Below are 26,915 nucleotides of genomic sequence, written 5' to 3' on the forward strand. Positions count from 1 at the left end.
CCTTTGGCTGTCTCGTGATAGCGAGCAGCAACCGTGATGGAAACAGCAATGAACTGGACGTGGTTTCATAAGCTCGGCTCGCCCAAATGGTTTTACGGCATCAGCGGCAGAATGCTGCCATGGCTGAGCATTGCGGCGTTGCTGCTGATCGGCGTTGGCGTGGTCTGGGGCCTGGCCTTCGCGCCGCCGGACTACCAGCAGGGCAATAGCTTTCGCATCATCTACATCCACGTTCCGGCCGCCATGCTGGCACAGTCCATCTACGTGATGCTGGCAGTGTGTGGCGTCGTCGGGCTGGTGTGGAAGATGAAGCTGGCCGACGTCGCCTTGCAGTGTGCGGCGCCCATCGGTGCCTGGATGACCGCCGTGGCGCTGGTCACCGGGGCGATCTGGGGCAAGCCGACCTGGGGCTCGTGGTGGGTCTGGGATGCACGACTGACGTCCATGCTGATTCTTTTGTTCCTGTACTTCGGTCTTATTGCGCTGGGCAACGCCATCAGCAATCGTGACAGTGCGGCCAAGGCCTGTGCGGTGCTGGCCATCGTCGGCGTGATCAACATCCCGATCATCAAGTACTCGGTGGAGTGGTGGAACACCCTGCATCAGGGCGCAACCTTCACGCTCACGGAAAAACCGGCGATGCCCGCCGAGATGTGGCTGCCGTTGCTGCTGACGGCGCTGGGTTTCTATTGTTTCTTCGGCGCGGTATTGCTGCTGCGCATGCGCCTTGAGGTGCTCAAGCGCGAAGCCCGGGCCAGTTGGGTCAAGGCCGAAGTTGAAAACAGCCTGGAGGTTGCTCGATGAGTTTTGCTTCATTCGGCGACTTCCTCGCCATGGGCCATCACGGCCTGTATGTCTGGTCGGCCTATGGCATTTGCCTGGCAGTGCTGGCCCTCAACGTGGCGGCGCCGATCCTGGCCCGCAAGCGGTATCTGCAACAAGAGGCGCGCCGTCTGCGCCGGGAGAACGGCAAGTGAATCCGCTGCGTAAAAAGCGTCTTATCATCATTCTGGCGATCCTGGTTGGGGTCGGCTCCGCCGTGGGCCTGGCCCTCAGCGCCCTGCAGCAGAACATCAACCTGTTTTACACACCGACCCAGATCGCCAACGGCGAAGCCCCGCAGGACACGCGCATCCGCGCGGGCGGCATGGTCGAGGCCGGTTCCCTGCAGCGCTCCGGCGATTCGCTGGACGTGAAGTTCGTCGTCACCGACTTCAACAAATCCGTGACCATCAGCTATCGCGGCATCCTTCCGGACCTGTTCCGCGAAGGGCAGGGCATCGTCGCCCTGGGCAAGCTCAATGCCGAAGGCGTGGTGGTGGCCGATGAAGTGCTGGCCAAGCACGATGAAAAGTACATGCCGCCGGAAGTGACCAAGGCCTTGAAAGACAGTGGTCAATCCGCCCCAACACCCGCTAAGGAGGGTTGATCCATGACTTCCGGCATCTTCATTCCCGAACTGGGTCATTTGGCGATGATCCTGGCCCTGTGCTTTGCGCTGGTTCAGGCCGTCGTGCCATTGGTCGGCGCCTGGCGCGGTGACCGATTCTGGATGAGCCTGGCCCAGCCGGCGGCATGGGGGCAGTTCGCCTTTCTGCTGTTCGCTTTCGGCTGCTTGACCTATGCGTTCATGGCCGACGATTTTTCCGTCGCTTATGTCACCAACAACTCCAACAGTGCCTTGCCCTGGTACTATAAGTTCAGCGCCGTATGGGGCGCGCACGAAGGTTCGTTGCTGTTGTGGGCGTTGATCCTCGGCGGCTGGACGTTCGCCGTGTCGGTGTTCTCCCGACAGTTGCCGCAAGTAATGCTGGCACGGGTGCTGGCAGTGATGGGCATGATCAGCACCGGTTTCCTGCTGTTCCTGATCCTCACCTCGAACCCGTTCAAGCGCATCCTGCCGCAAGTGCCTGGCGACGGTGCCGACCTCAACCCGTTGCTGCAAGATATCGGCCTGATCGTGCACCCGCCGATGCTGTACATGGGCTACGTCGGCTTCTCGGTGGCCTTCGCCTTCGCTATCGCCGCGCTGATGGGCGGTCGCCTGGACGCCGCTTGGGCGCGTTGGTCGCGGCCATGGACCATCGTCGCCTGGGCATTTCTCGGTATCGGCATCACCCTCGGTTCCTGGTGGGCCTACTATGAACTCGGCTGGGGCGGCTGGTGGTTCTGGGACCCGGTGGAAAACGCCTCGTTCATGCCCTGGCTGGTGGGCACCGCGCTGATTCACTCGCTGGCCGTCACGGAAAAGCGTGGTGTGTTCAAGAGCTGGACCGTGTTGCTGGCCATCGCCGCCTTTTCGTTGAGCCTGCTGGGCACTTTCCTCGTGCGTTCCGGCGTACTGACCTCGGTGCACGCCTTTGCCTCGGACCCCGAGCGCGGCGTGTTCATCCTGATCTTCCTGCTGTTCGTGGTCGGTGGTTCGCTGACGCTGTTCGCCTTGCGCGCACCGGTGGTCAAGAGCCAGGTCGGCTTCAACCTCTGGTCCCGGGAAACCCTGTTGCTGGGCAACAACCTGGTGTTGGTGGTGGCCGCTTCGATGATCCTGCTGGGCACCTTGTATCCGTTGATTCTCGATGCCATGACCGGTGCCAAGCTGTCGGTCGGCCCGCCGTACTTCAATGCGCTGTTCATTCCATTGATGGCCTTGTTGATGCTGGTGATGGCGGTCGGCGTGATCGTGCGCTGGAAAGACACCCCGGTGAAATGGCTGCTGGGCATGCTCACCCCGGTACTACTCGGCAGCGCCGCGCTGGCGGTGGTGGCGGGCGTGGCTTATGGCGATTTCAACTGGGCGGTGCTGGCGACCTTCATGCTCGCGGCCTGGGTGTTGTTGGCCGGTGTGCGTGACATTTTCGACAAGACTCGCCACAAAGGCCTGATCAAAGGCCTGCCGACCCTGACCCGCAGCTACTGGGGCATGCAGGTTGCACACCTGGGCATCGCCGTCTGCGCCCTCGGCGTGGTGTTGTCGAGCCAGAACAGTGCCGAGCGCGACCTGCGCCTGGCGCCGGGCGAGTCCATGGCCCTGGGCGGTTATCAATTCATCTTCGAAGGTGCCAAACATTTCGAAGGCCCGAACTTCACCTCCGACAAGGGTACCGTGCGGGTGATCAAGGACGGCAAGGAAGTCAGTGTCCTGCACCCGGAAAAACGTCTCTACACCGTACAGAATTCGGTGATGACCGAAGCCGGGATCGACGCCGGTTTCACCCGTGACCTCTACGTCGCACTCGGCGAGCCCCTGGGGGATGGCGCCTGGGCAGTACGTGTGCACGTCAAGCCGTTCGTGCGCTGGATCTGGTTCGGTGGTTTGCTCACAGGTCTGGGCGGGTTGCTGGCAGCGCTGGACCGGCGTTATCGGGTCAAGGTGAAAAGCCGTGTGCGGGAAGCACTGGGCATGACGGGAGCGACTGCATGAAGCGTTGGTTGATGTTGTTGCCACTGGCGATTTTCCTAGTGGTGGCTGTTTTCCTGTATCGCGGTCTGTACCTGGACCCGGCCGAGTTGCCCTCGGCGATGATCGGCAAACCCTTCCCGGAGTTTTCCCTGCCAGCGGTGCAGGGCGACAAGACCCTGACCCGCGCCGACATCCTCGGCAAACCGGCATTGGTCAACGTCTGGGGCACCTGGTGCATTTCCTGCCGGATCGAGCACCCGGTGTTGAACAAACTGGCCGAGAAGGGCGTGGTGATCCACGGCATCAACTACAAGGACATCAATGCCGACGCCTTGAAATGGCTGGCGGATTTCCATAATCCGTATCAGCTGGATATTCGCGACGACGCCGGCACCCTGGGCCTGAACCTCGGTGTGTACGGCGCCCCGGAAACCTTCTTCATCGACGCCAAGGGCATCATCCGCGACAAATTCGTAGGGGTGATCGACGAGCAGGTCTGGCGCGAGAAACTGGCGGCCAAGTACCAGGCGCTGGTCGACGAGGCGAAGCCATGAAGCGCTGGATTGCCGCCGTTGTCCTGGGCTTGAGCCTGGCCGGCGTGGCCCACGCTGCCATCGACACTTACGAGTTCGCCAAGGAAGGTGATCGCGAGCGTTTTCGCGAGTTGACCAAGGAGCTGCGTTGCCCGAAGTGCCAGAACCAGGACATCGCTGACTCCAATGCCCCGATTGCCGCCGACCTGCGCAAAGAGATCTTCCGCATGCTTGGCGAGGGTAAGGACAACCAGCAGATCATCGACTTCATGGTCGATCGCTACGGTGATTTCGTTCGCTACAAACCGGCCCTGAACGCCAAGACCGCACTGCTCTGGTTCGGCCCCGCTGGCCTGCTGTTGGGCGGTGTGGTGATCATCGCGGTGATCGTGCGTCGTCGTCGCGTGCAACGCGCCGAAACGCCAGGCTCGCTTTCTGCCGAGGAGCGCGAGCGCCTCGACCAACTGTTGGATAAAAACCAAGAATGATTGATTTCTGGCTCGCTGCAGGTCTGCTGCTCCTGGTGGCCCTGAGTTTTCTGCTGATCCCCGTCCTGCGTAGTCGTCGCGCCCAGCTCGAAGAGGATCGTACTGCCCTGAACGTGGCGCTGTATCAAGAACGCGTGGCTGAGCTGCAGGTTCAGCAGCAGGAAGGCGTTCTCGATGCCGCGCAAATGGACGCCGGCCGGGCTGAAGCCGCCCGTGAATTGCTCGCGGACACCGAAGGCGTTGCCGCGCCTCGGGTGACGCGCCTGGGCAAGGCGGCACCGTTGCTGGCAGCCATCCTGGTCCCGGTGCTGGGCCTGGGGCTGTACCTGCATTTCGGTGCCAGTGACAAAGTCGAGTTGACTCGGGAATTCGCCCAGGCGCCACAGTCGATGGAAGAAATGACCCGGCGCCTGGAGCGCGCGGTCGCGGCGCAGCCCGATTCCGCCGAAGCGCTGTACTTCCTCGGTCGCACCTACATGACCCAGGATCGTCCGGCGGATGCGGCGAAGATCTTCGAGCGCACCGTCAACCTGGCCGGGCGCCAGCCTGAACTGTTGGGGCAATGGGCCCAGGCGCAGTATTTCGCCGATGGCAAGAAGTGGTCGGACAAGGTCCAGGCCCTGACTGACGAAGCGCTCAAGGCCGATCCAAAAGAAGTTACCAGCCTGGGCCTGCTGGGCATCGCCGCCTTCGAAGGCCAGCGTTTTCAGGAAGCGATCGACTACTGGAATCGCCTGCTGGAGCAACTGCCGCCGGACGACCAGTCCCGTATTGCGCTGCAGGGCGGTATTACCCGCGCCAGCGAGAAACTGGTGGCCAGCGGTGGCAAGGTGGCCCAGGCGCCAGCGGCCAAGCCGGCAGCGCTGCTCAAGGTCCGGGTTGACCTGGCGGCCGACCTGAAGGCCAAGGTCCAGCCGGGTGACAGCGTGTTCATCTTCGCCCGCGCCACCTCTGGCCCACCCGCGCCGTTGGCGGCCAAGCGCCTGACCGTGGCTGATCTGCCAGCCACCGTCGAGTTGGGCGATGGCGATGCAATGATGCCGCAGTTGAAACTGTCGAACTTCCCTGAAGTCCAACTGGTTGCGCGCATCTCCCGCGCCGGTCAACCGACGGCAGGCGAGTGGATCGGTCGCAGCCAGCCCCTGGCCAGCAGCACCACCGCGCCGCAACAACTGACCATCGATAGCCCGGATAAGTAAACCCGGATCAGTAAGCCCGGATCAATAACAGGAAGCGCCACCATGACCGCCATTGCTCGTATCACCCTGCTCAGCGTTGTTTTGGGGCTGAGCGCTTGTGCGGTCCAACGGCCACCTGAGCAGCCGAGCCCGCCACCGATCCCGCCGTCGCAGCCCAGTACCAAACCGGCGCCGTCGACGGTGCCGGGCAAACCGGCGACTCCCGCCAAACCGGCCAAGCCGCTGCCGCGCACCTCGGCCAGCTTCGCGCCGCCACCGGGTGGCAACAGTCATTGGGACCCGAAACTGGGCGTGTATGTGCTCGACGATCAACCGAACACGTTCTATCGCCAGCGCACCTACTACCGTTGGGATAACGGCTGGAGCCGTTCAATCAGCCCGAAGGGACCCTGGGAAGAGACCGATATCCATGGCGTACCGGGTGGGTTGGGGCGCCAGTTCGGGCAATAACGCAAATTGCGACCCTCGGGGGGTTGGATGGCAGGCAGGTTGATCTACCTCATCGGGCCTTCGGGTTCGGGCAAGGACAGCCTGCTCGATGCCGCGCGAGCGCGGTTGGCCGAGCGGGGCTGCCGTATCGTGCGCCGAGTCATCACGCGTTCCGCCGAAGCCGTGGGCGAGGCGGCACTGGGTGTGAGCCCGCAGCAGTTCGTCCAGATGCAGGCCCAGGGCGCGTTTGCCCTGAGCTGGCACGCTAATGGCCTGTCCTACGGGATCCCGCGGGAAATCGAAGATTGGCTCGCCGCTGGCCAGGACGTGCTGGTGAACGGCTCGCGCGGGCATTTGCAGGATACTCGCGAGCGTTATCCGAATGTGTTGGCGATATTGCTGACCGTGGACCAGGCAGTGCTGCGCCAGCGCTTGCTGGCGCGTGGTCGTGAGTCCTTGGCCGAGATCGACCAGCGCCTGGCGCGCAATGCCCGTTTCGGTGAGCGCCTGCTGGCCGAGGATCCGACAGTGCATGTGCTCGACAACTCCGGGCCACTGGAACAAACCGTTGAACAACTCTTGGCCTGCCTCGTCGAGCCGGCTGCATGCGCCTGATCGCTGTGCCGGCCATTTTGTCGATTTAAAACCTTCTTTCTTCATACCCCGCAATACAACCGAACGTCGTGCATTCAGTTTTTGTGCTTGAGTAAAGATAACTCTAGGGTTATTTTTGTTGAGGCCAAAGCAAGGAGGCTGGTGGTGCAGAGCAGGCTATTGATCAAGGAATTGATGGAGGCGGGATGGACCCTGGACCGGGTCACAGGCAGTCATCACATTTTCACCCACCGATACAACCCGTACACCATTCCCATCCCCCATCCGAAGAAGGATTTGCCGGTCGGGGCGGTCAAGAGCATCAGGAGGCGAGCCGGGCTGTACTGCCCGCCAGCCAGTTACGCAGGAGATCCATAATGCAATATCCAATCTGTATCGAATGGGGCGATGAGAACACCGCCATCGGTATCCAGATCCCCGATATCCCAGGTGCGGTAACCGCCGGGGATAGCTTTGAAGAGGCCTACAACGCAGCGGTCGAAGTTGCCCACATCATGCTGCAGGAGTTGGCTGCGGATGGTGAGTCGATTCCGATGCCGACGTCGGCTTCGGTGCATCGCAGTAATCCCGAGTTCGCCGACATGGGCTGGGGCATGCTGGAGCTGGACATCTCGCCGTACCTGGGCAAGACCGAGAAGGTCAACGTGACGTTGCCCGGCTATGTGATCCAGCGCATTGATCGTTATGTGCGCGAGCACAATGTAAAAAGCCGGTCGTCGTTCCTGGCGGATGCGGCGATGGAGAAGCTGGTGCGCAATTGATGGATTGGTAACCTTGCCTTGGCGGGCGATCCTACTCGCCCACCAAGCGCTTGAATCTTTACGCCGTCGCCAATGAAGCCTTCTGCGAAACACTCAGGAAGCGCAACAACGCCAACAGTGGAAACGCACTGCCAACCACCACGATCCACAGCCAGCCGCCGTGCTCATATACCGCGCTGGCCACGGATGAGCCGAACGCACCGCCGATGAAGATGCTGGTCATGTACAACGCATTCAGACGGCTGCGGCTTTTGGCGTCCAGGGCGTAGACCGCGCGTTGACCGAGGACCATGTTCATTTGTACACAGAAATCCAGCACCACGCCGGTCACGGCCAAGCCGATCACGCTATAGACGGGGTGGATGAAAGCGGGCAGGAAGCTCAGGCTGGCGCACAGCAGGGCCAGCAATGAAGCGATGCGGGTATGGCCGGCGTCGGCCAGGCGTCCGGCGATAGGCGCGGCAATGGCGCCGATTGCGCCGACCAAGGCGAAAATCGCGATCTGGCTTTGCGACAGGCCATGATTGCGCGCCAGTTCCAGCGGCACGGCGGTCCAGAACAGGCTGAACGTGGCGAACATGCAGCCTTGATAAAACGCCCGCTGGCGCAATACCGGTTGTTGACGCAGCAGCGTCCAGAGCGAACCCAGCAATTGGCCATAGGACGCGCTGTGGTCAGGCTGGCGCTTGGGGATGGTCAGCGCCAATACGATGCTGATCGCTGCCATCAATAGCGCGGCAATCACAAACATTGCCCGCCAGCCAAAATGATCCGCCACCACGCTGGACACCGGTCGCGCCAGCAATATTCCCAACAACAAACCGCCCATGATCCCGCCGACCACGCGGCCGCGAGATTCTTCCGGCGCCAGGTGTGCGGCCAGCGGAATCAGGATCTGCACCGACACCGAGCTGAAGCCCACCAGTAGCGAAATCAGCAAGAACACGTTCGGCTGATCGGTGAACGCCGCGCCCAGCAGACTGGCAATGGCGACCACGGTGGTGATGATCATCAGCCGCCGGTTTTCCAGCAGATCACCCAAAGGCACGAGGAAGAACAGGCCCAGGGCATAACCGATCTGCGTCAGCGAAACGATCAGGCTGGCCATGGTGCTGGTCAGGCCGATGTCCGGTGCGATCAGGCCGATGATCGGTTGCGCATAGTAGATGTTGGCGACGATCGCGCCACAGCAGAAGGCGAACAGCAGCACCATGCCTCGGGTCATTGTCGCGGTGCCATGGGGCAGTTGGGGCGCTGGAGTCATAACGTGTCTCGCTGGAAATAAGTGAATGCGCGCAGGCTAAACGGCTGGCTGAAACGGCGGAAGTGGAATTGGAATGATAGTAATCATTCTTCTGCGCAATGAATGACGAATGCGGGCGTGTTGCAGGGACCACCGGCCATCCGAAGAACTGCCCGTTTTGCCGTGACAGCTAGAATCTACAGGGGGATCACTTCAACGTGTCCTTACAAAGCGGGAGTATCACGATGAAAATCGTATCTTCGCTGGCGTTGGTGGTAGCGGTTGGGTCGATCTTCGGGTGCTCGACAGTGCCGGATGCTCAGGTCACCAACGTTCCCATGAACGCTACTGCCATCAATGCTGGCAACATCGCCCGGCCAATCATGATGCCCGACGGGCAAGCAACAGTGTTCTGGTTTGCTGTCAGTGGAGAATCCATGGGTAGCGCGTTACCAGGTCGTTTGCAGGCCTACATCTACCCGGGAAGCTGTGGAAGTCTGGGTGCCAAACCCGCCTATGACATGAATGACGGCCCGAATGCGCGGTTCTATTCGCAAGCGTCCATGCAATATTTCTGGAAAAGTGCACCCGTACCAGTCGAGACACTTCGAGCGGGGGGCTATGCGTTGGTGGTGCGTGAAAGCCCGGCCGATGGTCACCAGGCGATTTTCTGCGGCAACCTGAGCTAGCGGCATACCCCTGTAGGAGCTGCCGAAGGCAGCGATCTTTTGATTTTGCCTTTTGAAAAACAAGATCAAAAGATCGCAGCCTTCGGCAGCTCCTACAGGGGATCGCGTCTGCTCAGTGGTTACTGGGCGTAAATCTGATCGAAAATCCCGCCATCATTGAAGTGGGTCTTCTGCACGGTGCGCCAGTCGCCGAAAGTTTTTTCCACCGACAGGAAGTCGACTTTCGGGAAGCGGTCGGTGTACTTGGCCAGAACGGCCGGGTCACGTGGACGCAGGTAGTTGGCGGCGGCGATTTCCTGACCTTGTGGCGACCAGAGGTACTTCAGGTATTCCTCGGCTGCGGCGCGGGTGCCTTTCTTGTCGACGGTCTTGTCGACCACCGACACCGGAGGCTCGGCTTCGGCGGATACGCTTGGGTAGATGACCTCGAACTGATCGCGGCCAAACTCGCGGGCGATCATTTCCGCTTCGTTTTCGAAGGTCACCAGTACGTCGCCGATCTGGTTGGTCATGAAGGTCGTCGTTGCGGCGCGGCCGCCGGTATCCAGCACTGGAGCCTGCTTGAACAGCTTGCCGACGAAGTCCTTCGCCTTGTTTTCGTCGCCGCCATTTTTCAGCACGTAGCCCCAAGCGGAGAGGTAGGTGTAGCGGCCGTTACCAGAAGTCTTCGGGTTTGGCACGATGACTTGCACACCGTCCTTGAGCAGGTCCGGCCAGTCTTTCAGGGCTTTGGGGTTGCCTTTGCGGACGATGAACACAGTGGCCGAGGTGAACGGGGCGCTGTTGTTCGGCAGGCGGGTGACCCAGTTGTCCGGGATCAGTTTGCCGTTATCAGCCAGGGCGTTGATGTCGGTGGCCATGTTCATGGTGATCACGTCAGCGGGCAGGCCATCGATGACCGAGCGCGCCTGTTTGCTGGAGCCACCGAAGGACATCTGCAAGGTGATGTTTTCGTTGTGCTCGGCTTGCCAGTGTTTCTGGAACGCAGTGTTGTAGTCCTTGTAGAAATCGCGCATCACGTCGTAGGAAACGTTGAGCAGGGTCGGTGCGGCCTGGGCCACGCTGGTCAGTGCCAGGCCAGCGGCCAGAAGTGAGGCGCCAAAGAGTTTTTTCACTGCGAATTCCTTGTTCTATGTAGGAGCTGCCGCAGGCTGCGATCTTTTGATTTTGATCTTCAAAAGCAAGATCAAAAGATCGCAGCCTGCGGCAGCTCCTGCGGGTTATGTGTATTGAACGCGATACTAATTTGCCAGCGACTATAGCCGGCCCCGCATAGTCGTTTAAAGATTAAAAAGCTCTTTGCTTATTCCAGTTTCTTGAACAATGCATTGCCGCAGCGAGAGCAGAACGCGGCGCCGTGTTCGTGGTGGTTTTTCTTGCACACCGGGCAGTCATGTTGCAACTGTTCGCCACGCATGGCGTTGGCCAGCTCGGCAGTGAAAATACCGGTGGGCACGGCAATGATCGAATAACCGGTGATCATGACCAGCGAGGAAATCACCTGGCCCAATGGCGTCTTCGGCACGATGTCGCCGAAGCCCACCGTGGTCAGCGTCACGATGGCCCAGTAGATGCCTTTGGGAATGCTGGTAAAACCGTGCTCCGGGCCTTCGATCACATACATCAATGTGCCGAACACCGTCACCAGGGTGCAGACACTGACCAGGAACACCACGATTTTCTGCTTGCTGCCGCGCAACGCGGACATCAGGTAGTTGGCTTGTTTCAGGTAGGGGCTGAGCTTGAGCACGCGGAAAATCCGCAGCATCCGGATGATCCGGATAATCAACAGGTACTGCGCATCGGCGTAGTACAACGCCAGTATGCCGGGCACGATCGCCAGCAAGTCCACCAGTCCATAGAAGCTGAAGGCGTAGCGCAGGGGTTTGGGCGAGCAGTACAGGCGCAGGCCATATTCGATGGCGAAGATGACGGTGAAGCCCCACTCGATGTACGCCAGCACGTCGGCGTAGTTGCGGTGGACTGTATCGATGCTGTCGAGCATCACGATCACCAGGCTGGCGAGGATGATCAACAGCAAAATGCCGTCGAAGCGCCGACCCGCCTTGGTGTCGCTCTGGAAAATCATGACGTAAAGGTCTTCACGCCAGTTTTTGCTGCTGTCCATGGGAAACGCCTGAATCGGGAATCAGCGCAGCCTAGGTTGATTCTCCCCAGAAGCGCAAGGCGCAGTGGCCCCTGTCGCCTTGCCGAGTACTTGAGCCACCGTACGAATCAGCCAGCAGGCGAGGATGAACGACGCGGTCAGCGTGGGCAGGCCAACAGCGGCAAACATCGGCGTCAACAGCAGCGCGCAGGCAATGCCCACCAGTGGCAGCCACGGCTGCTGGCGCTGGGCGCTGAAGGCGAGGGCGGCGAGCACGGCGTTGTAGCCACCCAGGCCCAGCAGTGCGGTGTAGAAGTCGTGGTTCAACAGGCTCCAACCCATGCCGGCAACAGACGCCAACAACGCCCAGCAGAAGGCGCGACGATCAGCCACCAGCAAACCGGCGGCAATCATCGCACCGGCCAGCGGATGACCGAGGAACATCACCTGGCCGAGGCCCTTGAGGGGGGCGGCGAGCATGTTCAGCGTGCTGACTTCGATCAGATGCGCCTCGGTCGAGGGCGTGGCGAAGCACAGCAGCAACCAGCCCAAACCCACGAAGGGCGCGGTATAGGCCGGCAGGTATTGGCTGAAGCGGGTGCGTTTGAGCCACTGCTGTGTGAGCATGGCGCTCAGGCCACCTGCGGCGAGGATCAGCGGCGGCAACATCGCCGACCAGGGGAAATACAGACTCAGCAGCAAGCCAAGCAAGACGCCGTTGTAACTGAAGAGTCCGGCCTGGCGATCGGCCTTGGCGTAGCCTCGACGTTGCGCGGTGAGCAGCCCGGCGACGCCGCCAAGCAATGCACCGCCGAGCAAGGCGGGCGCGGTAAACAGAATGGCGAGCAGGCACGCCAGACCAAACAGCGGATGGCGTTGGAGGAATATCTGGCTGAAGCCGTTGAGCAAGGCTTCGGCCCAGTCGGGGCAGTGGGTGTTGAAGTGGTTGGCAGGCATGGCAAGGGTCGTTTCAGTACAGATCGTTCCCACGCTCTGCGTGGGAATGCCTCAATGGACGCTCTGCGTCTGCTCTTGGGACGCGGAGCGTCCCGGGCTGCATTCCCACGCAGAGCGTGGGAACGATCATGTAGGGGTTAAATCAATGTTTCGATACGCAAAGAGTTAGTCGACCCCGGCTGCCCAAACGGCACACCTGCAGTGATCAATAACGTATCGCCCCGCTGCGCCATGCCTTGGGCCTGGGCAATTTCCAGCGCCGTAGAGCACACCTCGTCCACCTGACGCAGGCGATCGTTGACCACCGAATGCACCCCCCATGCCACGGTCAGGCGTCGAGCGGTTTGCCGGTTCGGCGTCAGGTTGAGGATCGGCACTGTCGGCCGTTCCCGGGCCGCACGCAAACTCGAGGTGCCTGATTCGCTGTAGTTGACCAAGACCGCCACCGGCAACACGTTGCTGATACGGCGAATCGCGCAGCTGATCGCATCGGAAACAGTCGCTTCGGCTTTTGGCCGGCTGACGTCCAGCTGGGTCTGGTAGTCCGGGCCGTTTTCCACTTGGCGGATGATCTTGCTCATCATCTGTACAGCTTCCAGCGGGTATTCGCCGGAGGCGGTTTCCGCCGACAGCATCACCGCGTCGGCACCTTCGGCCACCGCATTGGCGACATCGGTGACTTCGGCGCGGGTGGGCGCCGGGGAGAAGCGCATCGATTCGAGCATCTGCGTCGCCACCACCACCGGCTTGCCCAACTGGCGACAGGTGCTGATGATGTTTTTCTGGATCTGCGGCACGCTTTCGGCCGGCACCTCCACGCCCAGGTCACCGCGAGCGACCATGATCGCGTCGCTCAATTCGGCAATTTCGCGCAATTGCGCCACCGCTGACGGCTTCTCGATCTTGGCCATCAGGAACGCCTTGTCGCCGATCAGGGCACGGGCTTCGCGAATGTCCTCAGGACGCTGCACGAACGACAGGGCCACCCAGTCCACCCCCAGTTCAAGGCCGAAGCTCAGGTCGCGGCGGTCCTTGGCGGTCAGCGGGCTCAGTTCGAGCAGCGCTTGCGGCACGTTCACGCCTTTGCGGTCCGACAGTTCGCCACCATTGAGCACGGTCGTGTCGATGGCATCGGCATACTTGGTGACCACTCGCAGGCGCAGCTTGCCGTCGTCCAGCAACAGGTCCATGCCGGGCTCCAGCGCAGCGATGATTTCCGGGTGCGGCAGGTTGACCCGGCGTTCGTCACCCGGCGTGGCATCGAGATCCAGGCGCAGGGCTTGACCGCGATGCAGCTGGACTTTGCCTGCGGCAAATTTGCCGACCCGCAATTTCGGCCCTTGCAGGTCCATCAGAATGCCCAGCGGATAATTCAGCTGGCGCTCGACTTCGCGGATCCACTGGTAGCGCTTGGCGTGGTCGGCGTGATCGCCGTGGCTGAAGTTCAGGCGAAAGATATTGACCCCGGCCTGCACCAGTTCACGAATGTCGTCGATTCCGTCGGTAGCGGGGCCCAGGGTGGCGAGGATCTTGACCTTTTTGTCAGGCGTCATGTTTAGGGCTCTCAAGAATCAGGATGGCGCGGAAGTCGTTGACGTTGGTGCGGGTCGGCTCGGTGACGATCAGTGCGTCCAGCGCCTCGAAATAGCCGTAGCCATTGTTGTTGTCCAACTCGTCGCTGGCGCTCAAACCGAGGGCCGCGGCGCTGGCGTAACTGTCCGGGGTCATGATTGCCCCGGCGTTGTCTTCGGAGCCGTCGATGCCATCGGTGTCCCCGGCCAGGGCGTAGACGCCGGGCAAGCCCTTGAGGCTGTCGGTCAGGCTGAGCAGGAACTCGGCGTTGCGCCCACCACGGCCGTTACCGCGAACGGTAACCGTGGTTTCGCCGCCAGAAAGAATCACGCAGGGCGCCGCCAGTGGCTGGCCGTGCTGGACGATTTGCCGAGCGATACCGGCATGCACTTTTGCCACTTCACGGGACTCACCTTCGAGGTCGCCCAGGATCAACGGACTGTAACCGGACTGACGGCACTTCACCGCCGCGGCTTCCAGTGATTGCTGCGGGCGCGCGATCAGCTGGAAGTGACTGCGGGCCAGGCTCGGATCGCCAGGTTTCACAGTCTCTGATTCCGGGCTTTGCAGCCAGTTACGCACGGAGGCGGGCACGTCGATGGCGTAGCGCTTGAGGATTGCCAGCGCTTCCGCCGAGGTGCTCGGGTCGGCCACTGTGGGACCTGAGGCGATGACCGTGGCGAGGTCGCCCGGCACATCGGAAATCGCATAGGTATAGACAGTGGCTGGCCAGCAAGCCTTGCCGAGGCGGCCACCCTTGATCGCCGAGAGGTGTTTGCGTACGCAATTCATCTCGCCAATGGTCGCGCCGGATTTGAGCAGGGCTTTGTTGATCGATTGCTTGTCGGCCAGGGTGATGCCTTCGGCCGGCAGGGCGAGCAGCGCCGAGCCACCGCCGGACAGCAGGAAGATCACGCGGTCTGTTTCGTCGAGGTCGCTGACCAGTTCCAGAACGCGTTTGGCAACGGCCAGGCCGGCGGCGTCCGGAACCGGATGCGCGGCTTCGACCACTTCGATTTTTTCGCAGGGGGCGCCGTGGCCGTAACGCGTCACCACCAGGCCGGACACTTCGCCCTGCCAGCAGCGCTCGACCACCTGGGCCATGGCGGCCGCGGCTTTGCCGGCACCAATGACGATCACCCGACCGCTGCGGTCGGCAGGCAAATGGGCTTCAAGGACTTGCTGCGGATGGGCCGCGTCGATGGCTGTGGCGAACAGCTCACGCAGCAATTGTTGCGGATCGACCGACATGGCGGGCTCCCGGAATTCTTGTTATTCGAAAGGGCAACTCGGTCCAGTGTGGGAGCGGGCTTGCTCGCGAAAGCGGTGGGTCAGTCAGCCAATATGTTGCTGACACTCCCACTTCGCGAGCAAGCCCGCTCCCACATTGGGGATGGGGCAGGGCTTAGTTCTTGTCGCGAATCGAGAAATTTGCCATGTGTTCCAGGCCCTTGATCAGTGCCGAGTGGTCCCAGTTGCTGCCACCGATGGCCGCGCAGGTGCTGAACACTTGCTGGGCGTTGGCGGTGTTCGGCAGGTTGATGTTCAGCTCCTTGGCCCCTTGCAGCGCCAGGTTCAGGTCCTTCTGGTGCAGGCTGATGCGGAAGCCTGGATCGAAGGTGCCCTTGATCATGCGCTCGCCGTGTACTTCGAGGATCTTCGACGAGGCGAAACCGCCCATCAGTGCTTCACGCACCTTGGCTGGATCGGCACCGTTCTTGGCAGCGAACAGCAGGGCTTCGGCCACGGCCTGGATGTTCAGGGCGACGATGATCTGGTTCGCCACCTTGGCGGTTTGACCGTCACCGTTGCCACCCACCAGGGTGATGTTCTTGCCCATGGCCTGGAACAGCGGCAGCGCGCGTTCGAAGGCATCGGCATCGCCGCCGACCATGATGCTCAGGGTCGCCGCCTTGGCACCGACTTCACCGCCGGACACTGGCGCGTCGAGGTACTGGGCGCCTTTTTCGTTGATCCTGGCCGCAAATGCCTTGGTGGCGGTCGGCGAGATCGAGCTCATGTCGATCACCACCTTGCCTTTGCCAAGACCGGCGGCAACGCCGTCGGCACGGAACAGCACGTCATCGACCTGTGGGGTATCCGGGACCATCACGATGATGAATTCGGCTTCCTGGGCGACTTCTTTCGGGTTCGCCAGGGCGACGGCGCCGGCGGCAACCAGGTCAGCAGGAGCGGCGTCGTGGTGCGCCGACAGGAACAGGCTGTGACCGGCTTTTTGCAGGTTCGCCGCCATTGGGTGGCCCATGATGCCGGTGCCGATGAATCCGATTTTAGCCATGAGAAAATCCTCTCTTTTTGTTTGTCACCCTGTAGGAGCTGCCGAAGGCTGCGATCTTTTGATCTTGATCTTGAAAAACAAAGTCAAAAGATCGCAGCCTTCGGCAGCTCCTACAGGAATGTCATGTTCAATTAAATCGCGTTATGGGTCTTGAGCCAGCCCAAACCCGCTTCGGTGGTCGTCAGCGGCTTGTATTCGCAACCGACCCAACCCTGATACCCAATGCGGTCCAGGTGTTCGAACAGGAAGCGGTAGTTGATTTCACCAGTTCCCGGTTCGTTGCGCCCCGGGTTGTCCGCCAACTGCACATGGTTGATTTCGCCCAGGTGCGATTGCAGGGTGCGGGCCAGGTCGCCCTCCATGATTTGCATGTGATAGATGTCGTATTGCAGGAACAGGTTGGCGCTGCCGACCTGTTCGCGAATCGACAGGGCTTGCGCCGTGTTGTTCAAGTAGAAGCCCGGGATGTCGCGGGTGTTGATCGCTTCCATCACCAGCTTGATACCGGCTGCCTGCAGCTTCTCGGCCGCGTACTTGAGGTTGGCGACGAAGGTTTTTTCCACGGTGGCATCGTCAACGCCTTGTGGGCGGATGCCGGCCAGGCAGTTGATTTGGGTGTTGCCCAGCACTTGTGCGTAGGCGATCGCCAGGTCGACACCGGCGCGGAACTCTTCAACTCGATCCGGCAGGCAGGCGATACCACGCTCGCCCTTGGCCCAGTCGCCGGCCGGCAGGTTGAACAGCACTTGAGTCAGACCGTTGGCATCGAGCTTGGCCTTGATTTCGGCAGAGCTGAAGTCGTACGGGAACAGGTACTCGACACCACTGAAACCGGCCTTGGCGGCCGCTTCGAAACGGGCAAGAAAGTCCTGTTCGGTGAACAGCATGGACAGGTTGGCTGCGAAACGCGGCATGGTGGTCTCCCGTAAATATGTGAGGGCGGCCCCTGTGGGAGCGAGCCTGCTCGCGAAAGCAGTGTGCCAGCCAACATTGTTGCTGGATTTGAAGCCGCCTTCGCGAGCAGGCTCGCTCCCACAAGGGGAACGATCAATCGAGCAACGAAATCGCCGTTGGGGCGTCGTTGCCAACCAGCGCCAGGTCTTCGAATTCGTTGACGGCGTTGATCTCGGTGCCCATGGAAATATTGGTCACGCGCTCCAGGATGATCTCGACGATCACCGGAACCTTGAACTCTTCGATCATCTGTTCGGCCTTGCGCAGGGCAGGGGCGATGTCAGCCGGTTCGAACACACGCAGCGCCTTGCAGCCCAAGCCTTCGGCTACCGCGACGTGATCGACGCCATAACCGTTGAGTTCCGGAGCGTTCAGGTTGTCGAAGGACAGCTGCACGCAGTAGTCCATCTCGAACCCGCGCTGCGCCTGACGGATCAGGCCCAGGTACGAGTTGTTCACCACCACATGAATGTACGGCAGCTTGAACTGCGCACCCACCGCCAGTTCTTCGATCATGAACTGGAAGTCATAGTCCCCCGACAGGGCCACGACTTTGCGGTTCGGGTCAGCCTTGACCACGCCCAGCGCAGCAGGAATGGTCCAGCCCAGTGGGCCTGCCTGACCGCAGTTGATCCAGTGGCGCGGCTTGTAGACGTGCAGGAACTGCGCGCCGGCAATCTGCGACAGACCGATGGTGCTGACGTAGCAGGTGTCCTTGCCGAAAACCTGGTTCATCTCTTCATAAACGCGTTGCGGCTTGACCGGAACGTTGTCGAAGTGGGTCTTGCGCTGCAGGCTGGCTTTACGCTGCTGGCAGTCTTGCAGCCAGGCGCTGCGGTTTTTCAGCTTGCCGGCAGCTTGCCACTCGCGAGCGACTTCGATGAACACGGTCAGCGCGGCGGCGGCGTCGGAGACGATGCCCAGGTCCGGGGTGAAAACGCGGCCGATCTGCGTGCCTTCGATGTCGACGTGAATGAACTTGCGGCCTTCGGTGTAGACGTCGACCGAACCGGTGTGGCGGTTGGCCCAACGGTTACCGATGCCCAGTACCACGTCCGATTTCAGCAGGGTCGCGTTGCCGTAGCGGTGCGAAGTCTGCAGGCCGACCATGCCCACCATCAACGGGTGATCGTCCGGGATGGTGCCCCAGCCCATCAGGGTCGGGATGACCGGGATGCCGGTCAGTTCGGCAAACTCCACCAGCAGGTCGCTGGCGTCGGCATTGATGATGCCACCACCGGCCACCAGCAATGGGCGCTCGGCCTGGTCCAGCAGCGCCAGGGCTTTTTCCACCTGAACGCGGGTAGCGCTCGGCTTGGCCAGTGGCAGTGGCTGGTAGGCATCGATGTCGAATTCGATTTCGGCCATCTGTACATCGAACGGCAGGTCGATCAGCACTGGGCCTGGACGACCCGAGCGCATTTCATAGAAAGCTTTCTGGAACGCATAAGGCACCTGGCCCGGCTCCAGAACAGTGGTTGCCCACTTGGTCACTGGCTTGACGATGCTGGTGATATCGACAGCCTGGAAATCTTCCTTGTGCATACGGGCGCGGGGTGCCTGGCCGGTAATGCAGAGGATTGGAATCGAGTCGGCCGAGGCGCTGTAGAGCCCAGTGACCATGTCGGTACCGGCCGGTCCCGAAGTGCCAATGCACACGCCGATGTTGCCGGCCTTGGTGCGGGTGTAGCCCTCGGCCATGTGCGAGGCGCCTTCAACGTGGCGAGCGAGTACGTGATCGATGCCGCCGACCTTTTGCAGGGCGGAGTACAGCGGGTTGATGGCGGCACCGGGGATGCCAAAAGCGGTATCAACCCCTTCACGGCGCATCACCAGAACGGCGGCTTCGATTGCTCTCATTTTGCTCATGGTTTTGTGCCTCTTTACGTTTTGTAATTGTATACAAGTGGCTTTGCGCAGAGTGTATTCACGGCGGACGGCGCAGGTCAATCCATTTTCTCAAGCGCTCGTTTCATTCGTCGGAAGCCCGTTCTACTGTGGCTTTTCGTCGCATGCGGCGCTTTTCGAGAATTATTGTATACAAAAAAATAATCCATTGTGTTCTATTTGTTGCATCTGCCTGCGGCACAACGAAGCAGGCTACCGGCTTTCCGAAAAACAAAATGAGGACGGCACCATGAGCGCTTTAACCTTGAAAGTCGCAGTCAACCTGGTCAACGAGGCCATCACCGCCGCACGGGCAATCTCCGCCGCGCCCCTGGCCATCGCGGTACTGGATGCCGGCGGGCACCTGGTCACCTTGCAGCGTGAAGACGGCGCCAGCCTGCTGCGCCCGCAAGTCGCCATCGGCAAGGCCTGGGGCGCCATCGCCCTGGGCAAAGGCTCACGCCTGCTGGCGTTGGACGCCCAGCAGCGCCCGGCCTTCATCGCGGCATTGAATAGCCTGGGGCAGGGCAGCGTGGTGCCGGCACCGGGCGGTGTGCTGATCCGCGATCAGGATGGGAATGTGTTGGGGGCGGTGGGGATCAGCGGGGATCTATCGGATGTTGATGAGCAGTGTGCGATCAATGCGATCGAGGCGCTGGGGTTGAGGGCGGATGCTGGGGTGGCTGCTTGATTTGCGCAGGCTGATTTACCGCTATCGGGAGTAAGTTCGCTCCCACAGCGATTGCAGGTGTTCACAAGTTTTGTGTCCACCAGCAGGCCCTGTGGGAGCTGGCTTGCCAGCGATGACTTTCTGCCAGACACATCCAGCTAAAAGTGTGTATTAGAGTTTAGAATTTCGAGGTCTAGCCTTTTCATGAATTCGTCATGAGAGAGGCAAGGGAATGCCCAATTTACCCGCATCACACAAACTGCGAACGGGTCGCTATGCCGAGCCCAACAGAATCTACTTACTGACCACCATTACACTTGATCGTGCGCCGATTTTTGCCGACTTCGCGCTGGGCAGATTGGTGGTTCATCAATTTCGCCGAGCACAAGATATTGGATTGGCAAATTCCTTGGCGTGGGTTGTCATGCCCGACCATTTTCATTGGTTGATCGAATTGGAAAATTGTTCGCTCAGAAAGCTGATGCGCCAGACTAAATCCCTGATTACGAGGGAGGTGAATCTTTCAAGTCGTCGAAGCGGGCCGCTTTGGCAGCAGGGTTATCACGACAGGGCCTTAAGGCGAGAGGAGGATTTGGTGACATTGGCCCGGTATGTAGTAGCAAACCCACTGCGGGCCGGGCTCGTTGAAAAACTTGGCAACTATCCGTTGTGGGATGCTATCTGGGTTTGAGGCCACACCGAGTCGACTTCATCGCTGGCAAGCCAGCTCCCACAGGGATTTGTGTCGTTCACAGAATGTGAGCTCAACACAGAAACCTGTGGGAGCTGGCTTGCCAGCGATAGCCGCACCGCGGTATATCAGTCCGGCTCACACCCCTTGAGCACCAGCCGGATAATCGTCTGCGCAGCCGCTTCATAATCCTCTTCATCCAGCTTGGCCTTGCCGGTGATAGCAGTGATCTGCCAGTCGAAGTCGGCGTAGGTCTGGGTCGCGGCCCAGATGCTGAACATCAGGTGATTGGGGTCGATTGGCGCAATCTGGCCACGATCGATCCAGGTCTGGATGCAGTCGATGTTGTGCTTGGCCTGGCCGTTGAGCTGTTCGACCAGGTCGGAACTCAGGTGCGGCGCGCCATGCATGATTTCGCTGGCGAACACCTTGGAGGCAAAGGGCAGGTCGCGAGAGATGCGGATTTTCGAGCGGATATAGCCGCTCAGCACTTCACTTGGCACACCGTCGGGATTGAACGGTGTCGAGGCCTGCAGAATCGGTTCGATGATGCTTTCCAGGACCTCGCGATAGAGGTTTTCCTTGGATTTGAAGTAGTAGTAGACGTTGGGCTTGGGCAATCCCGCCTTGGCTGCGATGTCACTGGTTTTGGTCGCAGCGAAGCCCTTGTCGGCAAATTCTTCGCTGGCGGCACGCAGGATCAGTTGTTTGTTGCGCTCGCGGATGGTGCTCATAAACCAGGGGGTTCCTTGCCTGTACTGGCGGTGGCGCATGGTAGCACCGGCCTTCGGCGAGGCTCAAGAATGCTCCGTGCGGCGTCAGGCCGCGCTATGCTGCACGGCATTCATTCAAGAAGGAAAGCCGATTCATGGCAGGAAGCAGTTTGCTCGTGCTGATCGACGACATCGCAGCCGTACTGGACGATGTGGCGTTGATGACCAAAATGGCCGCCAAGAAGACCGCCGGGGTGCTGGGCGATGATCTGGCGCTCAATGCCCAGCAGGTCAGCGGCGTGCGGGCCGATCGGGAAATCCCGGTGGTCTGGGCGGTCGCCAAGGGCTCATTTATCAACAAGCTGATCCTGGTGCCATCGGCACTGGCCATCAGCGCGTTCATCCCATGGCTGGTCACGCCATTACTGATGTTGGGTGGCGCTTACCTGTGTTTCGAGGGGTTCGAAAAGCTCGCCCATAAATTCCTCCACAGCAAGGCTGAAGACCAGGCCGAACATGCCGAACTGGTCGAGGCAGTGGCGGACCCGGCGGTCGATCTGGTGGCGTTCGAAAAGGACAAGATCAAGGGCGCGATCCGCACCGACTTCATCCTTTCGGCGGAAATCATCGCCATCACCCTCGGCGTCGTGGCCGACTCGGCGCTGACCCAACAAGTCGTCGTGCTCTCGGGCATCGCCATCGTCATGACTATCGGCGTCTACGGGCTGGTGGCCGGCATCGTCAAGCTCGATGACCTGGGCCTGTGGCTGACCCAGAAGCCTGGGCAGATGGCCAAAAGCATCGGCAACGGCATCCTGCGCGCGGCGCCGTACATGATGAAAAGCCTGTCGGTGATCGGTACGGCGGCCATGTTCCTGGTCGGTGGCGGCATCCTCACCCACGGTGTTCCGGTGGTGCATCACTGGATCGAAAGTGTCAGTGCGGGGGCGGGCGGTGCCGGGTTTATCGTACCGACGCTGCTCAATGGGGTGGCGGGGATTGTGGCGGGGGCGGTGGTGTTGGTGGGGGTTCTGGCCGTCAGCAAAATCTGGCGAGCAGTCAAAGGTTAAACCCGTAGGAGCCGGCTTGCTGGCGATTGGCCCTTGAGTCTTGTGTAGACCTTTCGAGCGCTATCGCTGGCACGCCAGCTCCTACAGGGTGTTTGTGGCCGATGGTATTACTCGGCGATCTGCAACTTGCGCGACTCGGTGTACACGTAGCGCACCTTCTCATACTCGAACGGCGAGTTCAGTTGGCCATAACGGAAGCTGGTCTGGTTGCGTTTGTCGATGCCGCGCAGGATCCAGACTTCTGGATGGGTGGAGCTGACCTCGGACACATTGAGGAAGTTGATCGCATTCTCGGCGCTGAAGTCGACTGCCAGCCCGCCCGTGTCACGCAGATTGGACGGTCCCAGGATCGGCAGTACGAAATAGGCGCCGCCCGGTACACCATAGAAGCCCAGGGTCTGGCCGAAGTCTTCGTTCTGGCGCGGCAGGCCCATGGAGGTGGCCGGGTCCCACAAGCCGGCGATGCCAATGGTGGTGTTGAGCAGCAGTCGACCGGTGATCTCCATCGAACGCTGGCCCTTGAACTGCAACAGGCTGTTCAGCAGGTTCGGTACGTCGCCGAGGTTGTTGAAGAAATTGCTGACGCCAGTGCGCAAGAAGCTCGGCGTGATATAGCGATAGCCGTCGACCACTGGCAGGAACACCCACTGATCGAACCGGTAGTTGAAGTGGTAGACACGGCGGTTCCACTGCTCCAGCGGGTCGTAGACATTCAGGGCGCCGAGTGTCGAGCGTTCGAATTCGCGCTGGTCCAGGCCCGGGTTGAACTTGAGTTTGCTCAGGGGTTCCTTGAAGCCGTCGCTGTCGATGACGACAGGGGCGTTAGCTTTGCTGTTATCTGCATGGGCAATGCCTGCACTGAGTAACGCGGCGATAAGCAGGAGGTATTTAGCCACGGAAGAACTCCAGCATGGCGTCGCTGTTGACGCGATAGTTAAGGTTGCCGCAATGGCCTCCCAGCGGGTAAACGGTCAGGCGATCGCCAAATGTCTTGCGCAGGAAACCCAGGTCTCCAGGGCCGAGAATCACGTCGTCGGCATTGTGCATCACGGCGATTTTCGGGCTGTCATGCAGGTAGTCCTTCAGTGCATACAAGCTCACCTGGTCGATCAATTGCAGCAGGCTGCCGCCGTCGGTGCGGGCGCGCCACATCGGGATGACCTGTTCGGTGATGTAGCAGTCGAAGTCGCACTGCAGTGCTCGCTTGAAGTACGGCGAGAGGCTGGTGCCTTCGGTGATGGGCGTCTTGGGTGGAGTGATCAGGCCACGACGGTTGATCAGGTCCGACGTAAAGGCGATATCGGCGGCTGAAAAGCGGAACGAGGTGCCGATGAGCATGGCCATCTGTTCGTTGCTCAGGTGCTGCTTGGACTGCTGGAAGTCGTAGAGCAGCGCGTCGTTGAGATCGATGTAGCCCTTCTGCTGGAAGTAACGGGTCAGTTTGTTCAGCACCAGCTCATAGAACGTTGTGGTGTTGGTGATGCCCTTGACCTCGGTCTGGACCAGCCGGTCCAGGTTGGTGATCGAGGTGTAGAGATTGACCGGAGGATTAAGCAGAAGCACTTTCTTGAAGTTGAAGCTGCGGCGGGTTTCGTCCAGGTGCGCAACGAATGCCGCATCCAGCGCGCCCAGGCTGTAGCCGGTCAGGTAGTAATCGGTGACCGGCAGTTTAGGGTTTTGCGCTCGCACCGCTTGCATCACGCGATACATGTCTTCGGCGTCGTCCTTGGTGATACCGGGCGTGGCAAAGCGTGAGGCGGCGCTCATGAAGTCGAAGCTGGTGGGCGACGACAATTGCACCACGTGGTACCCGGCCTTGTAATAGAGCTTTTTCAGGTATTCGTTAAGGCTGCTGTCATAGCGCGCGCCCGTGCCGGCGATCAGGAAAATCAACGGCGCGGCTTTATCCTGGGTGGCAATGCGATAGGTGAGCTTCTTCACTGGCCAGAAGTTGTCAGGCAGTTCGAATGCGCGTTCCGGGCGCAAGGTGACGCTGCGATCCGCCTGATCGATGTCGTCGTCCAGCGGCAGCTCGGGGCGCAAATCCGGCGGCGTCGTGGCAATCGTTGCCTCGAACGGGTTGGTCAAGGGATAGCCATAACTGGCAGCGTCGATATCGACCGCCAGTGCGGACGCACTCAAAATAAGGCCGCCAAACAGGGCGGCGAAGCGCAAGGAACGGAGCATGACTAGATCCCTTAGAGAAGGTGCCGAATGAAGTTCGCAGGCTATGACCACTGGATCCGCGCCAAAGTGCCACGCATCGGCACCAAACAGGCCTTAATTCCGAGTAATAGTAGCGCGACGATACACTTTGCAGTGATTGAATGACCAGTTATCAGTTGTTATTGCTTGCGTCGGGCTGCCGGGGGATTAAGCTGGCCGCCGTTTTTGCGTATTGGAGCGCCCCATGTCCCGCCGTCTGCCCGTGATTCTGTTGCTTGTCCTGTTGCCACTCTGGCTGGCCGCCAGCTATGGCGCGCGTTATGGCTTCATGGAAGATGCGCAGTGGGTCGGTATTTGCGTGGATGAGGCAAGCCGTTGGGAATGCCAGGTGCGTTCGAACCTGGGGCTGATGATTCACTTCCAGGTATTGGGCTGGGGCGCGTTGGCTGCCGCCGTGATCGGCTTTGTGCTGCCAGGGCGGGCAGGGTGGTGGTTGGCGGTGCTGGCGCTGGTGTTCGGGTTTCCGGCATTGGTGTTGTACAACACGACGATGGCGGTGTTTGCGGTGGTGATTGCGGGGTTGCGGTTGGTCAGGGCCTCCGGTAGCACGCGATAGTGAGCTTTCGCGAGCAGGCTCGCTCCCACAGTAGATTTTCAATGAACACAGATTTTGTGTACTGCGATGATCACAATGTGGGAGCGAGCCTGCTCGCGAAGAGGCCGGATGCAGCGCCAAATCAGCCCTTGCGAACCCGCAAGCTGCGCCACAACGCCGCCACCATCAATCCACTCACCAGCGCCCAACCCCAGGCCTGCTGGTTGTGCAAACCTTCCTGATAAAGCTGAGGTGCAATACCGGCGCCAATGATGAAGGTCAGCAAGGCGATCTCCCGACGCGGCACACTGACCGGGCGGCATAGATAAACCAGTGCCGGCACGATGAACGCAACGCTGGGGAAGCTGCGATAGCGCGGATCAAATACCAGTTCAAGCATCGTTACCGCCGCGGCAAATCCTGCCACTGCCAGTATCCAGCCAGCCCGACGTTCCAGCGCATTGAATGCCCATCCGCGCCAACCGGTGCGGGGACTCAAGGTTAGCGCGGCATGGGCCAGCACCAGCACATTCAACGCGGTCAGCAAAGCAACCCATAGCCACTCACTGGCAAAACGCGTGGTGATCCGTGCCAGGTCGCCCCAGGCGCCAATCGAGCAAGCAGCCAGCGCCCCCAGCAGTGGCAGGACCAGTGCAGCGCGAGTGCTGCGCACGCGTCCACCGAGAAGCAGTGTGCCCAGGAAGATGAACCCACCCACCACCAGCCACTGCGACCAGTACGGCACATTGGTCACCGGTCCTGCGAGCACGCCCTTGTCCTGGCGATCCGCATCGAACAGTCCCCAGTAACCGCCGACTGCGCCCTCGCTGGCACGTTTCCACGGCTGGTCGAAGGCTTCGATGAGGTTGTAGTGCCAACCATGTTGCTCGGCCATGGCGACAAAACCACGAATGAACCTGGCTTCGTCGACCCGGCTTGGCAGGGCAATCCTGCGTTGACGGCCTTCACTCGGCCAGCCGGTCTCGCCTATGAACACATCCTTGGGGGCAAACATGCTGGCGAACGATTCGCGAATCATGGCGAGTTGCGACAGCGAGACCTCGACGTCCCAAGGGTAATCAGCCCAGTACGGCAGCAAATGGATGGTCACGAAGTCCACCGCCGGAGCGATTTCCGGGTGCTTTTGCCAGAACTCCCAAACGTCCGCATAGGTGACGGGCTGTTTGACCTGGCTTTTGACCCGCTCAATCAGTTTCACAAGCTGTGTGCTGGTGACTTCCTTGCGCAGCAGTGCCTCGTTGCCGACGATGACCGCCGTCACCACGTCCGGGTTGGCATTGGCTTCGGCGATCAGCAGCTCTACTTCCTTGGCGGTGTCCACCGGGCTGCTGTTGACCCAGGCGCCGATCATCATTTTCAACCCATGCTTGCGCGCCAGATCGGGTAGCGCCTCGAGCCCCGTCATCGAGTACGTGCGTATGCATTCGAAGCGAGTTGCCAGCAGCGCGAGGTCCGCATCCATGCGCTCGGGACGCAGGTTGAATGGCACGTCGAACGGCGACTGGTCCTTGTCGAAAGGAGTGTAGGAAGCGCATTGCAGCTTGTGCGTGGCACTGGCGACGTCCGGCAGGATCACCGGTTTGCCCAGGCCATACCAGAAGCCGCCGAGAGCAAACAGCCCCAGCAGGCAAGCAAATAAATACGCAAAAAAAGGAAAACGGGATGTCGCGGACATGGTCAGGCCGTGTGGGAGCAAAGCGGCGCATGTTACCTGCATTTATCTCCCGCTTGGTGGCCTGCATGATTTTGACATGCAAAGTTCGGGCGGATTGCCCGGAACGGTTGTCTGGCGCGGGATTAATGGCGTTCTGATGTCGTTTCTCGCTGCCTTGAGGTCGCTGGCAGAGCAGGTCGCT

At 60.5% G+C, this 26,915-nt stretch carries 29 protein-coding genes; 16 read left to right on the forward strand and 13 right to left on the reverse strand.

Annotated features, from left to right (window positions below; all coding sequences use genetic code 11):
- The first annotated feature begins 48 nt into the window (after positions 1 to 48).
- From PSUM_RS14935 to PSUM_RS14985, 11 genes are all read left to right on the forward strand, one after another.
- Positions 49 to 804: a heme ABC transporter permease gene (locus tag PSUM_RS14935; protein WP_020796989.1), complete on the forward strand. Its 756-nt coding sequence runs from the start codon at positions 49 to 51 to the stop codon at positions 802 to 804.
- A complete protein-coding gene (gene ccmD, locus PSUM_RS14940; protein WP_008055370.1) occupies positions 801 to 977 on the forward strand; it encodes a heme exporter protein CcmD in 177 nt (58 codons plus the stop codon). The genes PSUM_RS14935 and ccmD overlap by 4 nt, the downstream gene beginning before the upstream one ends.
- Complete coding sequence (gene ccmE / locus PSUM_RS14945; protein ID WP_083348446.1) at positions 974 to 1,429, forward strand: cytochrome c maturation protein CcmE; 456 nt, start codon at positions 974 to 976, stop codon at positions 1,427 to 1,429. Before ccmD ends, ccmE begins: the two co-directional genes overlap by 4 nt.
- 3 nt (positions 1,430 to 1,432) lie before the next feature.
- Positions 1,433 to 3,421: a heme lyase CcmF/NrfE family subunit gene (locus tag PSUM_RS14950; RefSeq protein ID WP_083348447.1), complete on the forward strand. Its 1,989-nt coding sequence runs from the start codon at positions 1,433 to 1,435 to the stop codon at positions 3,419 to 3,421.
- Positions 3,418 to 3,954: a DsbE family thiol:disulfide interchange protein gene (locus tag PSUM_RS14955; protein WP_020796992.1), complete on the forward strand. Its 537-nt coding sequence runs from the start codon at positions 3,418 to 3,420 to the stop codon at positions 3,952 to 3,954. The genes PSUM_RS14950 and PSUM_RS14955 overlap by 4 nt, the downstream gene beginning before the upstream one ends.
- On the forward strand, positions 3,951 to 4,421 hold the full coding sequence (locus PSUM_RS14960; RefSeq protein ID WP_020796993.1) for a cytochrome c-type biogenesis protein: 471 nt from the start codon (positions 3,951 to 3,953) through the stop codon (positions 4,419 to 4,421). The genes PSUM_RS14955 and PSUM_RS14960 overlap by 4 nt, the downstream gene beginning before the upstream one ends.
- A complete protein-coding gene (gene ccmI / locus PSUM_RS14965) occupies positions 4,418 to 5,620 on the forward strand; it encodes a c-type cytochrome biogenesis protein CcmI (RefSeq protein ID WP_083348448.1) in 1,203 nt (400 codons plus the stop codon). Before PSUM_RS14960 ends, ccmI begins: the two co-directional genes overlap by 4 nt.
- Positions 5,621 to 5,662: 42 nt before the next feature.
- The gene (locus PSUM_RS14970; protein WP_083348449.1) at positions 5,663 to 6,070 is read left to right on the forward strand and encodes a hypothetical protein; all 408 of its coding nucleotides are present in this window, start codon (positions 5,663 to 5,665) and stop codon (positions 6,068 to 6,070) included.
- Positions 6,071 to 6,097: 27 nt separating this feature from the next.
- The gene (gene phnN, locus PSUM_RS14975; RefSeq protein ID WP_083348450.1) at positions 6,098 to 6,664 is read left to right on the forward strand and encodes a phosphonate metabolism protein/1,5-bisphosphokinase (PRPP-forming) PhnN; all 567 of its coding nucleotides are present in this window, start codon (positions 6,098 to 6,100) and stop codon (positions 6,662 to 6,664) included.
- Positions 6,665 to 6,808: 144 nt separating this feature from the next.
- The gene (locus PSUM_RS14980) at positions 6,809 to 7,021 is read left to right on the forward strand and encodes a type II toxin-antitoxin system HicA family toxin (RefSeq protein ID WP_033044075.1); all 213 of its coding nucleotides are present in this window, start codon (positions 6,809 to 6,811) and stop codon (positions 7,019 to 7,021) included.
- Positions 7,021 to 7,425, forward strand: a complete 405-nt coding sequence (locus PSUM_RS14985) for a type II toxin-antitoxin system HicB family antitoxin (RefSeq protein WP_020796998.1) — start codon at positions 7,021 to 7,023, stop codon at positions 7,423 to 7,425. Before PSUM_RS14980 ends, PSUM_RS14985 begins: the two co-directional genes overlap by 1 nt.
- 58 nt (positions 7,426 to 7,483) lie before the next feature.
- Here PSUM_RS14985 and PSUM_RS14990 read toward each other — a convergent pair whose 3' ends face one another.
- Positions 7,484 to 8,689: an MFS transporter gene (locus PSUM_RS14990; protein ID WP_083348451.1), complete on the reverse strand. Its 1,206-nt coding sequence runs from the start codon at positions 8,687 to 8,689 to the stop codon at positions 7,484 to 7,486.
- 224 nt (positions 8,690 to 8,913) lie between these two features.
- On the opposite strand from PSUM_RS14990, the gene PSUM_RS14995 reads away from it, so the two are divergent.
- A complete protein-coding gene (locus PSUM_RS14995) occupies positions 8,914 to 9,357 on the forward strand; it encodes a hypothetical protein (protein WP_020797000.1) in 444 nt (147 codons plus the stop codon).
- A 119-nt stretch (positions 9,358 to 9,476) separates the two neighbouring features.
- Here PSUM_RS14995 and PSUM_RS15000 read toward each other — a convergent pair whose 3' ends face one another.
- The 8 genes from PSUM_RS15000 to gcl form a co-directional block, all read right to left on the reverse strand.
- Positions 9,477 to 10,472, reverse strand: a complete 996-nt coding sequence (locus tag PSUM_RS15000) for a sulfate ABC transporter substrate-binding protein (protein WP_020797001.1) — start codon at positions 10,470 to 10,472, stop codon at positions 9,477 to 9,479.
- 188 nt (positions 10,473 to 10,660) lie between these two features.
- Positions 10,661 to 11,485 carry an ion transporter gene (locus tag PSUM_RS15005; protein WP_020797002.1) on the reverse strand — a complete coding sequence of 275 codons (825 nt, stop codon included), beginning with the start codon at positions 11,483 to 11,485 and terminating at the stop codon, positions 10,661 to 10,663.
- Between the two features lie 21 nt (positions 11,486 to 11,506).
- Entirely contained in the window at positions 11,507 to 12,421 is a 915-nt protein-coding gene (locus tag PSUM_RS15010; protein WP_083348452.1) for an urea transporter, read from the reverse strand.
- A 137-nt stretch (positions 12,422 to 12,558) separates the two neighbouring features.
- Positions 12,559 to 13,974 (reverse strand): pyruvate kinase, encoded by a 1,416-nt coding sequence (gene pyk, locus PSUM_RS15015; RefSeq protein ID WP_020797005.1) that lies wholly within the window; start codon positions 13,972 to 13,974, stop codon positions 12,559 to 12,561.
- Complete coding sequence (locus PSUM_RS15020) at positions 13,964 to 15,244, reverse strand: glycerate kinase type-2 family protein (protein ID WP_083348453.1); 1,281 nt, start codon at positions 15,242 to 15,244, stop codon at positions 13,964 to 13,966. Before PSUM_RS15020 ends, pyk begins: the two co-directional genes overlap by 11 nt.
- A gap of 154 nt (positions 15,245 to 15,398) precedes the next feature.
- On the reverse strand, positions 15,399 to 16,292 hold the full coding sequence (locus PSUM_RS15025; RefSeq protein ID WP_020797007.1) for a 2-hydroxy-3-oxopropionate reductase: 894 nt from the start codon (positions 16,290 to 16,292) through the stop codon (positions 15,399 to 15,401).
- 131 nt (positions 16,293 to 16,423) lie between these two features.
- Positions 16,424 to 17,206 (reverse strand): hydroxypyruvate isomerase, encoded by a 783-nt coding sequence (gene hyi, locus PSUM_RS15030; RefSeq protein ID WP_020797009.1) that lies wholly within the window; start codon positions 17,204 to 17,206, stop codon positions 16,424 to 16,426.
- Between the two features lie 133 nt (positions 17,207 to 17,339).
- Positions 17,340 to 19,115 (reverse strand): glyoxylate carboligase, encoded by a 1,776-nt coding sequence (gcl, locus tag PSUM_RS15035; protein WP_083348454.1) that lies wholly within the window; start codon positions 19,113 to 19,115, stop codon positions 17,340 to 17,342.
- Between the two features lie 268 nt (positions 19,116 to 19,383).
- On the opposite strand from gcl, the gene PSUM_RS15040 reads away from it, so the two are divergent.
- Complete coding sequence (locus tag PSUM_RS15040; protein ID WP_083348455.1) at positions 19,384 to 19,824, forward strand: GlcG/HbpS family heme-binding protein; 441 nt, start codon at positions 19,384 to 19,386, stop codon at positions 19,822 to 19,824.
- A gap of 211 nt (positions 19,825 to 20,035) precedes the next feature.
- Positions 20,036 to 20,494 (forward strand): REP-associated tyrosine transposase, encoded by a 459-nt coding sequence (locus PSUM_RS15045; protein WP_033043607.1) that lies wholly within the window; start codon positions 20,036 to 20,038, stop codon positions 20,492 to 20,494.
- Positions 20,495 to 20,622: 128 nt separating this feature from the next.
- Here PSUM_RS15045 and PSUM_RS15050 read toward each other — a convergent pair whose 3' ends face one another.
- Positions 20,623 to 21,228, reverse strand: coding sequence for a TetR/AcrR family transcriptional regulator (locus PSUM_RS15050; protein WP_033043606.1), 606 nt, complete (start codon positions 21,226 to 21,228; stop codon positions 20,623 to 20,625).
- A 134-nt stretch (positions 21,229 to 21,362) separates the two neighbouring features.
- Between PSUM_RS15050 and PSUM_RS15055 the strand changes: the two genes are divergently transcribed.
- Complete coding sequence (locus PSUM_RS15055) at positions 21,363 to 22,277, forward strand: DUF808 domain-containing protein (RefSeq protein WP_020797015.1); 915 nt, start codon at positions 21,363 to 21,365, stop codon at positions 22,275 to 22,277.
- Positions 22,278 to 22,384: 107 nt separating this feature from the next.
- Here PSUM_RS15055 and PSUM_RS15060 read toward each other — a convergent pair whose 3' ends face one another.
- Both PSUM_RS15060 and PSUM_RS15065 read right to left on the reverse strand, forming a co-directional pair.
- A complete protein-coding gene (locus PSUM_RS15060) occupies positions 22,385 to 23,173 on the reverse strand; it encodes an MlaA family lipoprotein (RefSeq protein WP_020797016.1) in 789 nt (262 codons plus the stop codon).
- On the reverse strand, positions 23,166 to 24,464 hold the full coding sequence (locus tag PSUM_RS15065; RefSeq protein ID WP_020797017.1) for a hypothetical protein: 1,299 nt from the start codon (positions 24,462 to 24,464) through the stop codon (positions 23,166 to 23,168). The genes PSUM_RS15060 and PSUM_RS15065 overlap by 8 nt, the downstream gene beginning before the upstream one ends.
- Before the next feature lie 223 nt (positions 24,465 to 24,687).
- Between PSUM_RS15065 and PSUM_RS15070 the strand changes: the two genes are divergently transcribed.
- Positions 24,688 to 25,059, forward strand: a complete 372-nt coding sequence (locus PSUM_RS15070; protein WP_033043604.1) for a hypothetical protein — start codon at positions 24,688 to 24,690, stop codon at positions 25,057 to 25,059.
- A 121-nt stretch (positions 25,060 to 25,180) separates the two neighbouring features.
- On the opposite strand, the gene PSUM_RS15075 is transcribed toward PSUM_RS15070, so the two are convergent.
- Positions 25,181 to 26,776, reverse strand: a complete 1,596-nt coding sequence (locus PSUM_RS15075; RefSeq protein WP_083348456.1) for a glycoside hydrolase family 17 protein — start codon at positions 26,774 to 26,776, stop codon at positions 25,181 to 25,183.
- Positions 26,777 to 26,915: the final 139 nt, after the last annotated feature.

Source organism: Pseudomonas umsongensis (assembly GCF_002236105.1).
Classification (GTDB): Bacteria; Pseudomonadota; Gammaproteobacteria; order Pseudomonadales; family Pseudomonadaceae; genus Aquipseudomonas; species Aquipseudomonas umsongensis.